Source organism: Segatella maculosa OT 289, assembly GCF_000243015.1.
Lineage (GTDB): Bacteria > Bacteroidota > Bacteroidia > Bacteroidales > Bacteroidaceae > Prevotella > Prevotella maculosa.
The window spans coordinates 42935-51560 of the sequence record NZ_JH594513.1 but is presented as its reverse complement, the minus strand read 5'-3'; the positions used below and the strand labels follow the sequence as shown (position 1 = coordinate 51560).

Genomic DNA, 8626 nt, shown 5'->3' with positions numbered 1-8626 from the left:
TCTGACAGCTAAACGTTAAGAAAAGCATAGGATTGCCGCACTCTGACGGTCAAACGTTAAGGAAAGTATAGGAGTGCGGCACTCTGACAATTAAACGTTAAGAAAAGTATAGGAGTGCGGCGCTCTGACAGTTAAACGTTAAGAAAAGTATAGGAGTGCCACACTCTGACAGTCAAACGTTAAGAAAAGTATAGGAGTGCGGCGCTCTGACGGTCAAACGTTAAGAAAAGTATAGGAGTGCGGCACTCTGACAGTTAAACGTTAAGGAAAGTGTAGGAGATATTTAAACCGAACTCATGTATCTATGAAAAAAAGCGCTTTTCTTTTTTGGTTGTTTTGCAGAAATTGTTTAACTTTGAGGACAAGTGAGGCAATGAGGTGTTTTGATGCTCATTTGAATGTAAAATATTTATAAACCTTAATAGAGAACTATGAGTTATCTAAAATTTGAAAGGGCTCTTATGACGAACTTGGAAGAAGCGTTGCCAAGGGAGTTGCTTCGAACGAATCGTTCGGGGGCCTATTCTTGTTCTACTATAGTTGACTGTAATACGCGCAAATATCATGGCTTATTAGTTGTTCCTGTTCCCGAGCTTGATGATGAGAACCATGTGCTTTTGTCTTCTTTGGATGCTACCGTTATCCAGCATGGTGCAGCGTTTAACTTAGGGCTCCATAAATATCAGGGCAATAATTACAGTCCTAAGGGACACAAGTATATTCGCGAGTTCGATTGTGGCAGGGTTCCGACCACCATTTATCGTGTAGGAGGTGTCATATTGAAACGGGAAATCGTCTTCCAACACTATGAAGACCGGATTCTTATTCGTTATACGCTTGTCGATGCCCATTCTTTAACGACACTTCGGCTGCGTCCTTTCCTTGCTTTTCGAAGTGTAAGGCAGTTCACACATGAGAATATGGTTGCCAATCGTGATTATCAATTGGTAGATAAAGGTATCAAAACGTGTATGTATGCCGGTTATCCTGAACTCTATATGCAGTTGAGCAAGACGAATGAATTCAAATACCAGCCGGATTGGTATCGTGACATCACCTATCCGAAGGAGCAGGAACGTGGTTATGCTTCCAACGAAGACCTTTATGTCCCCGGCTATTTTGAGATGAATATCAGGAAAGGTGAAAGCATTGTCTTTGCGGCATCGACTTCAGAGATAAAGACATCAGCGTTGAAAGCATTGTTCGATGAAGAAGTCAACGAACGTACTCCTCGAGATAATTTCTTCCATTGTTTGATCAATGCTGCTCACCAGTTCCATATCCATGAAAAGAATGGAGATCGCTATATCCTTGCCGGTTACCCTTGGTTCAAGTGTCGTGCCCGTGATATGTTTATCGCTTTGCCGGGGCTTACGTTGTCCATAGAGGAGCAAGATTACTTTGAGCTTGTTATGAAGACGGCCCAACGAGGACTCACGGAGTTTATGGAAGGTAAACCGTTGACGGTGAAAATCTACGAGATGGAACAACCTGATGTTCCGCTATGGGTTATATGGTGTCTGCAGCAATATGCAAAGGAAGCTGGGACCGAAAAATGTCTGAAGCGTTATGGCGGATTGATGGAGCGACTGATTAAGTTTATCGAGAACGGCAAGCATCCTAATCTGAAAGTAATGGAAAACGGGCTCGTTTATACCGATGGACGCGAGACTGCTGTCACGTGGATGAATTCTACAGTCAATGGCAAGCCGGTTATTCCGCGTACAGGATATATTGTAGAGTTCAATGCCTTGTGGTATAATGCGCTGAAATTCTGTTCGGCAATGGCCGATTTGAGTGGGAATAAAAAAGATGCAGCGCATTTTGAGCAACTTGCGCAGCATTGCAAACAATCGTTTGTCGATGTCTTTCTCAATGAGTATGGCTATCTGTTTGATTATGTTGATGGGAATATGATGGATTGGAGCGTGCGTCCGAATATGATTTTTGCCGTTGCTCTTGATTATTCCCCGCTCGCACAGGAACAGAAAAAGAGCGTTCTCGATGTTTGTACGCGCGAATTGCTGACGCCGAAAGGCCTGCGCTCACTCTCTCCGAAGAGCGGAGGCTACAATCCCATGTATACGGGGCCGCAGACACAACGTGATTACGCTTATCATCAAGGTACGGCTTGGCCATGGCTCGGCGGATTTTACATGGAAGCATGTCTGAAGCTCTATAAGCGCACACGTCAGAGCTTCATAGAAAGGCAGATGGTTGGTTATGAAGATGAAATGAATCAACATTGTTTGGGCACCATACCCGAACTCTTCGATGGTAACCCGCCGTTCAACGGGCGCGGAGCTATCTCTTTCGCAATGAATGTGGCCGAGATTTTGCGTACGCTTGAACTTCTTGAGCGTTATAACTTTAATTCAGGGGAGGAAACAAAATGAAAATATTGATGTTTGGTTGGGAGTATCCTCCTCATGTTTACGGTGGGTTAGCTACGGCTAACTACGGGATTACCGAGGGACTGCATGCACAGGGTGATATGGATATTACGCTTTGCTTGCCGAAACCTTGGGGCGACGAAGACCGTACGCCGGCCAATATCGTGGCTATGAACAGCGTGCCGGTGGCATGGCGCGACGTGGATTACGATTATGTGCAGGGAAGAGTGGGGAATATCATGTCGCCCGAACTCTATTATCGGCTGCGTGACCACATCTATGGCGACTTCAATTACATGCATGTGAACGACCTTGGCTGCTTGGAGTTTGCTGGTGGTTATCCTTCGAATCTGCATGAAGAAATCAACAACTATTCGGTTATTGCGGGAGTAGTTGCCCGGACATTGGACTTTGATATTATTCATGCGCATGATTGGTTGACCTATCCTGCCGGTATTCATGCTAAACTGGCAAGTGGAAAGCCTCTGTGCATTCATGTTCATGCGACCGACTTTGACCGAAGCCGAGGTCATGTCAACCCTACGGTCTATGGGATAGAGAAAGACGGAATGGACAATGCTGACTGTATCATGTGTGTGAGCGAACTGACGCGTCAGACGGTCATCAATCAATATCATCAAGACCCGCGAAAGGTGTTCACCGTCCATAATGCTGTCTATCCGTTGAAGCAGGAGTGGCAAGATATTCCCCGACCGGACCACAAGGGAAAAGAAAAGGTGGTCACATTTTTGGGCAGACTGACGATGCAGAAAGGACCGGAATATTTCGTCGAGGCAGCCAATATGGTACTCCATCGCACACGTAACGTGCGCTTCTGTATGGCAGGGTCGGGCGACATGATGGACCAGATGATTTATCTTGCTGCGGAACGAGGTATAGCCGACCGCTTCCATTTCCCGGGTTTCATGCGCGGTGAACAGGTGTACGAATGCCTGAAACGGTCGGATGTCTACGTGATGCCGTCCGTGAGCGAGCCTTTCGGTATCTCTCCGCTTGAAGCCATGCAGTGCGGAACCCCGTCGATTATCTCGAAGCAGAGTGGTTGCGCTGAGATACTGACTAACTGCATTAAGGTAGATTATTGGGATATCCATGCCTTGGCCGACGCCATCTACAGTATTTGCCATAACGAAAGCCTCTTCGAATACCTCTCCATGGAAGGCAAGCGAGAAGTCGACCAAATCACATGGAACAAGGTCGGGCTGCTCATTCGTCGGCTCTATGAGCAGCAGGTACTTGTCCAAAGATAAAACCGTTCACCACGATTAACCATCAAAATAATAATGATATGAAAACAATTTGCCTATATTTCGAGATACATCAGATTATCCACCTGAAGCGTTACCGTTTCTTTGATATCGGGACCGACCATTACTACTATGACGACTATGAGAATGAGTACGGTATCGCAGACATTGCGGAACGTTCGTATATGCCGGCACTGGGCACGCTGCTTGAGATGATTAAAGCCAACGGCGATTACTTTAAAGTGGCTTTCTCGTTGAGCGGGGTGGGGATGGAACAGTTGGAGATGCATGCCCCCCAAGTGCTTGAAAAGCTGCAAGAACTCAATGATACCGGTTGCGTGGAGTTTCTCGCGGAGCCCTATTCCCATGGTCTTTCTTCCCTGGTGAACGAGGAAAGCTTTGCCAAAGAAGTGAAGCGGCAATGTGCAAAGATGAAAGAGTATTTCGGCCACTCGCCCAAGGTGTTCCGTAATTCATCCCTCATCTACAGCGATGACATCGGACTGCAGGTTTCGCAGATGGGTTTTAAAGGTATGCTGACAGAAGGAGCCAAGCACGTGTTGGGCTGGAAGTCGCCCCACTATGTCTACAGCAGTGCCATGGCACCGAACCTGAAGCTCTTACTGCGCGACATCAAGTTGAGCGACGACATCTCGCTCCGCTTCAATAACAGCGAATGGGACGGCTACCCGCTCTTCGCCGATAACTATATCAGAGAAATCGCCTCGTTGCCGCAAGAGGAACAGGTGATAAACATCTTCATGGAGCTTTCTGCGCTGGGGATTGCACAGCCGTTGTCGAGCAACATTCTCGAATTCTTCAAGGCCCTCCCAGCCTGTGCCAAAGAAAAGGGTATCACTTTCTCCACGCCCACAGAGCTGTGCATGAAGATGAAACCCGTGGACCGGTTAGACGTGCCCGATACGCTGAGTTGGGTAGATGAAGAGCGTGACGTCAGCACGTGGCTCGGCAATCCGATGCAACGCGAGGCCTTCAATAAGCTTTACAGCGTGGCCGACCGCGTTAGAATAGCCGATGACCCGCGCATCAATCAAGACTGGGACTACCTGCAAGCAAGCAACAACTTCCGCTTTATGACTACCAAGCCGTCCAACATCGTCCTTGACCGTGGCATCTATAGCAGTCCGTTCGACGCGTTCACCAACTACATGAACATCCTCGGCGACTTCATCAACCGCGTCAACAACCTCTATCCTGCCGACATCGACAATGATGAACTTGCTGGACTGCTCACGACTATTAAGAATCAAGGCGACGAACTTGAAATGAAAGAGAAGGAGATTATTCGCCTGCAGGCGAAAATCGAAAAGATAGAGGAAGCAACGAAAAAAGACACGAAGAAGAAAAGACCGGGAATGGGAAAAAAGAAGACCACGGTGAAGAAAGAAAAGCCGTGAGCACGAAAAAGCAGAGACGGTATTTCACAGTCTGTAAGATCCCAAACTGGTAGCGTCATCAATAAGAAAAGGAACAAGCCCTGCGGCCTGTTCCTTTTTTGTAAAATCTACGTCAGTTCGGGATAATATTCTGGTCGGCAAGTCTCGGAGAGGTGGCAGTTGAGTGTAGTGGCCCCCTGCCTGTAATCCATCGTCCCTCCATAGCTTACCCGCATCACCGTAGGAGAGAAAACAAATAGAAAACGACAAAAGTGACCCCACAATTGAGGAAAAATAGAAAAAAACGGCGAGAGTGCCCCCGTAATTGAGGAAAAATAAGAAAAAACGGTAAAAGTGACCCCACAATTGAGAAAAAATAGAAAAAAAACGGCGAGAATGCCCTCACAATTGAGGAAAAATGGAAAAACAGTGAAAGCAGGCCATCTTCCGGTCTTTTATTCCTCGAGAACTCTAAGTTCTCAAGGTCCAAACCCTCACACGCCACATTATATTACTGCACAAATCTGAGATTGCCGTTCCAATATGGCTGTGATAAACTCATTGGAGAGTTACTTTGGTATTCAACTTAGTTAAAAATAAATAATGAAGCAGGAAATATTTGCTTTGTATATACTTAATCTGTATTTTTGTTTCGCAATGAAAGACGTTTTATGATATTTGTTTATTTTGCGAAACTGTTGATTACTTCATTTGTTAAGCTATTATTCACCTATGAAATCTAAAAACCTTGTAATAAAAAGATGATACCGTTCCCTAGTTTTCCATTTTTTGAAGTCTTATTTGAGCTGTTCCTCGTATTTCCACTTTGTATGAATGCAGCTCCGCAGGTAGATTCCTTGCCCGAGAGCATACCCGTCGGAGCGCAAGGAAAGTTTCATATTCAGGGCATTGTCATGGATAAAGCGCGTCGTTATCTATACATCTCGTATACCACCCAACTTGTCAAGTTGGATTTGAACGGGTGTGTTGTCGGTTCGGTCAGTGGTTTGTTGGGCCATTTGGGGTGTATTGCTTACAATCCGGAAGATGGTAAGGTCTATGGTTCGCTTGAATACAAGAACGATGAGATAGGTCGTGACATCAGTGATAGGAGCAATGGGCATCGGGAGTCGGCCACCCAGTTTTATGTTGCGGTTTTCGATGTGGATAAGATAACACATACGGGTATGGATGGCCTGCGTGACAGTGTTATGAAAACCGTGTGTCTCCCCACCGTAAAAAGACTTTACGAAGACAGTTCTACCATCAATGGTGTAACCCGTGAGCATGTCTATGGTTGCAGCGGAATTGACGGCGTCACTTTCGGTCCTCGTTTTGGAAGTAAAGGAGGAGAAATGTTTCTTACGGTGGCACTCGGTATTTATGGTGATACAGTGCGCACAGATAATGACTATCAGGTGTTGTTACAATATCCTTGGCCTGCAATCATGCAATATGTACGTCCTCTCGATCTGAACCGTATGCATACGAAAGGTCCGTCAAAGCCTGCTGCAACATATTTTGCCTACACGGGCAATACAACTTACGGCGTGCAGAACTTGGAATACGATGCTTTTTCAAATCAATGGTTCATGGCTGTATATAAAGGAAAGAAAAAGCGATTTCTGAATTACCGGCTTTTTGCTATCGACAACAGCGTGAAACCACGCCGCAGGTTGCTTTCAGGGTATGGCGGTGAGCGTGGCCTTGTTGTAGAACTCGGTAAAACAGGCCTATATGATGCTTCTTCAGGCGTTTGGGGTTGGAATTTCCCTTATGGAAACATGGGAATGCAGTCTGTGGGCAACGGCTGTTTCTACTTCTTCCACCCCGATAAAAATAACAAGGACGGCTATAGTGGCCGTGTCGAACTTTATCGTTATGAGCCGGACACGAAGATTCCCTTTGTCAGAGTGACCCATGACGGTTCTTTCAAAGTAGATCACCAACAGAAGAATATAAATATAATACCTTAAATGAAGAATGAATCATGAACAAAAGATTAAACTTGGCCCTTGAAAAAGCTACCCAAACGAAAGCACTTGTCCTAAGGCAAGGTGCTATCAACGAAACAGCACGTGTCTTTCGGGAACTTTTTCCTGACGAAAGGGCTGTCGTGATAGCCGATAAAACCACTTTTGCCGTTGCCGGTAAGGCGGTTGACGCGATGTTACACCAAGAAGGAATATCCGTAGACGCACCCGTAATCCTTGATTATCCCGACATGCATGCCGAGTGGAAGTATGTCGAACTTCTTGATGAAGTGTTTTCCAAGTCCAATGCCATTCCCATAGCTGTCGGATCTGGTACAATAAACGACCTCACAAAGTTGTCTTCTTATCACAACAATCGTCATTATATGGTTGTTGCTACGGCTGCGTCCATGGACGGATATGTTGCTTTCGGGGCCTCTATTACGAAAGATGGTTGCAAGACAACCTTCCCGTGTACTGCACCCATTGCCGTTGTTGCCGACATTGATATTATTTCAAAGGCTCCGGCCGACATGACAGCCAGTGGATATGCAGACCTTTTTGCCAAAGTTCCGGCAGGTGCAGATTGGATTATAGCCGATGCCATAGGCATAGAACCCATAGATCCAGTGCCATTTGCTATAGCACAAGACGGGCTACACGATGCCTTGTCCAATCCCGAAGGCGACCGTGAGGGGCGTCCCGAAGAGATTTCGAAACTCATGGAAGGCCTTCTGCTCGGTGGTTTCGCCATGCAGGCCTATCCGAAATCCAGTCGTCCGGCTAGTGGAGCCGACCATCAGTTTTCCCATTTGCTCAATATGCAGCATTATGTGATGCCCAATGGAAAGGCACCTTCACATGGTTTTCAAGTGGCATTAGGCACGCTCGCCTCTCTTTTCTTTTATCGCGAACTGCTCAATGCCGACATTGAAAAACTGGATACCGAGGCATGCGTAAGGGAATGGCCCGACCTTGAAGTGCAAGAACAGGAGGCTATCCGAATGTTTCATGGAACTGACTTCCCGATGCTTGGTGCGACGGAAGTTAAGGCAAAGTATGTAGACCGTGAGGGGCTGCGCCGTGAGTTGACAACCTTCAAATCAAAGTGGCCGGAAACGCGCAGAAGATTGGAACGGCAGATTATCCCCGTGGAAGAGGCGATGCAGCGGCTACGGCTCGTTGGTGCTCCAACACTTCCTGAAGACATCGGGCTCAGCCGTCAGCGCATGCGCGACAGTATTCTTCTGGCACAGAAGATTCGTCGGCGTTACACCATTCTCGACCTTGGGCTTCGCATGTGTATGCTCGATAAGTGGACCGATGCATTGTTCGGCAGGGAAGGAATATGGGAAATAAAACGTCCCCCGATCAATCATTAGCCTTGCACCCCGGAGCGGAAACGTCAAACGGAAAGAAATGTTGGTTGCGCCCCGGAGCGAAGGCTTCAAACGTAAACATGTGTTAACTGCGCAAGGTGCGCAAGTTTCAAACGTAAACGTGTGTTAACTGCGCAAGGTGCGCAAGTCTCAAACGTAAACGTGTGTTAACTGCGCAATGTGCGCAAGTTTCAAACGTAAACATGTGTTAACTGC

General features: G+C 46.7%; 5 protein-coding genes. All 5 read left to right on the top strand.

What is annotated here, in order from left to right; genetic code table 11:
• The first annotated feature begins 431 nt into the window (after nucleotides 1–431).
• The 5 genes from HMPREF9944_RS12040 (at nucleotide 432) to HMPREF9944_RS12020 (ending at nucleotide 8413) form a co-directional block, all read left to right on the top strand.
• Nucleotides 432–2396, top strand: a complete 1965-nt coding sequence (locus HMPREF9944_RS12040; RefSeq protein WP_244861162.1) for a glycogen debranching enzyme N-terminal domain-containing protein — start codon at nucleotides 432–434, stop codon at nucleotides 2394–2396.
• Nucleotides 2393–3664, top strand: a complete 1272-nt coding sequence (locus tag HMPREF9944_RS12035; RefSeq protein ID WP_044113730.1) for a glycosyltransferase family 4 protein — start codon at nucleotides 2393–2395, stop codon at nucleotides 3662–3664. The genes HMPREF9944_RS12040 and HMPREF9944_RS12035 overlap by 4 nt, the downstream gene beginning before the upstream one ends.
• A gap of 38 nt (nucleotides 3665–3702) precedes the next feature.
• Nucleotides 3703–5079 carry a glycoside hydrolase family 57 protein gene (locus HMPREF9944_RS12030; protein ID WP_008566615.1) on the top strand — a complete coding sequence of 459 codons (1377 nt, stop codon included), beginning with the start codon at nucleotides 3703–3705 and terminating at the stop codon, nucleotides 5077–5079.
• A gap of 809 nt (nucleotides 5080–5888) precedes the next feature.
• A complete protein-coding gene (locus HMPREF9944_RS12025) occupies nucleotides 5889–7034 on the top strand; it encodes a hypothetical protein (RefSeq protein WP_155814691.1) in 1146 nt (381 codons plus the stop codon).
• A gap of 14 nt (nucleotides 7035–7048) precedes the next feature.
• The gene (locus tag HMPREF9944_RS12020; RefSeq protein WP_008566613.1) at nucleotides 7049–8413 is read left to right on the top strand and encodes a sn-glycerol-1-phosphate dehydrogenase; all 1365 of its coding nucleotides are present in this window, start codon (nucleotides 7049–7051) and stop codon (nucleotides 8411–8413) included.
• The last annotated feature ends 213 nt before the right edge of the window (nucleotides 8414–8626 follow it).

Bases quoted from the DNA above. Each gene is read 5' to 3' on its own strand.
- HMPREF9944_RS12040 (WP_244861162.1), top strand. From the start codon at position 432: ATGAGTTATCTAAAATTTGAAAGGGCTCTTATGACGAACTTGGAAGAA.
- HMPREF9944_RS12035 (WP_044113730.1), top strand. From the start codon at position 2,393: ATGAAAATATTGATGTTTGGTTGGGAGTATCCTCCTCATGTTTACGGT.
- HMPREF9944_RS12030 (WP_008566615.1), top strand. From the start codon at position 3,703: ATGAAAACAATTTGCCTATATTTCGAGATACATCAGATTATCCACCTG.
- HMPREF9944_RS12025 (WP_155814691.1), top strand. From the start codon at position 5,889: ATGAATGCAGCTCCGCAGGTAGATTCCTTGCCCGAGAGCATACCCGTC.
- HMPREF9944_RS12020 (WP_008566613.1), top strand. From the start codon at position 7,049: ATGAACAAAAGATTAAACTTGGCCCTTGAAAAAGCTACCCAAACGAAA.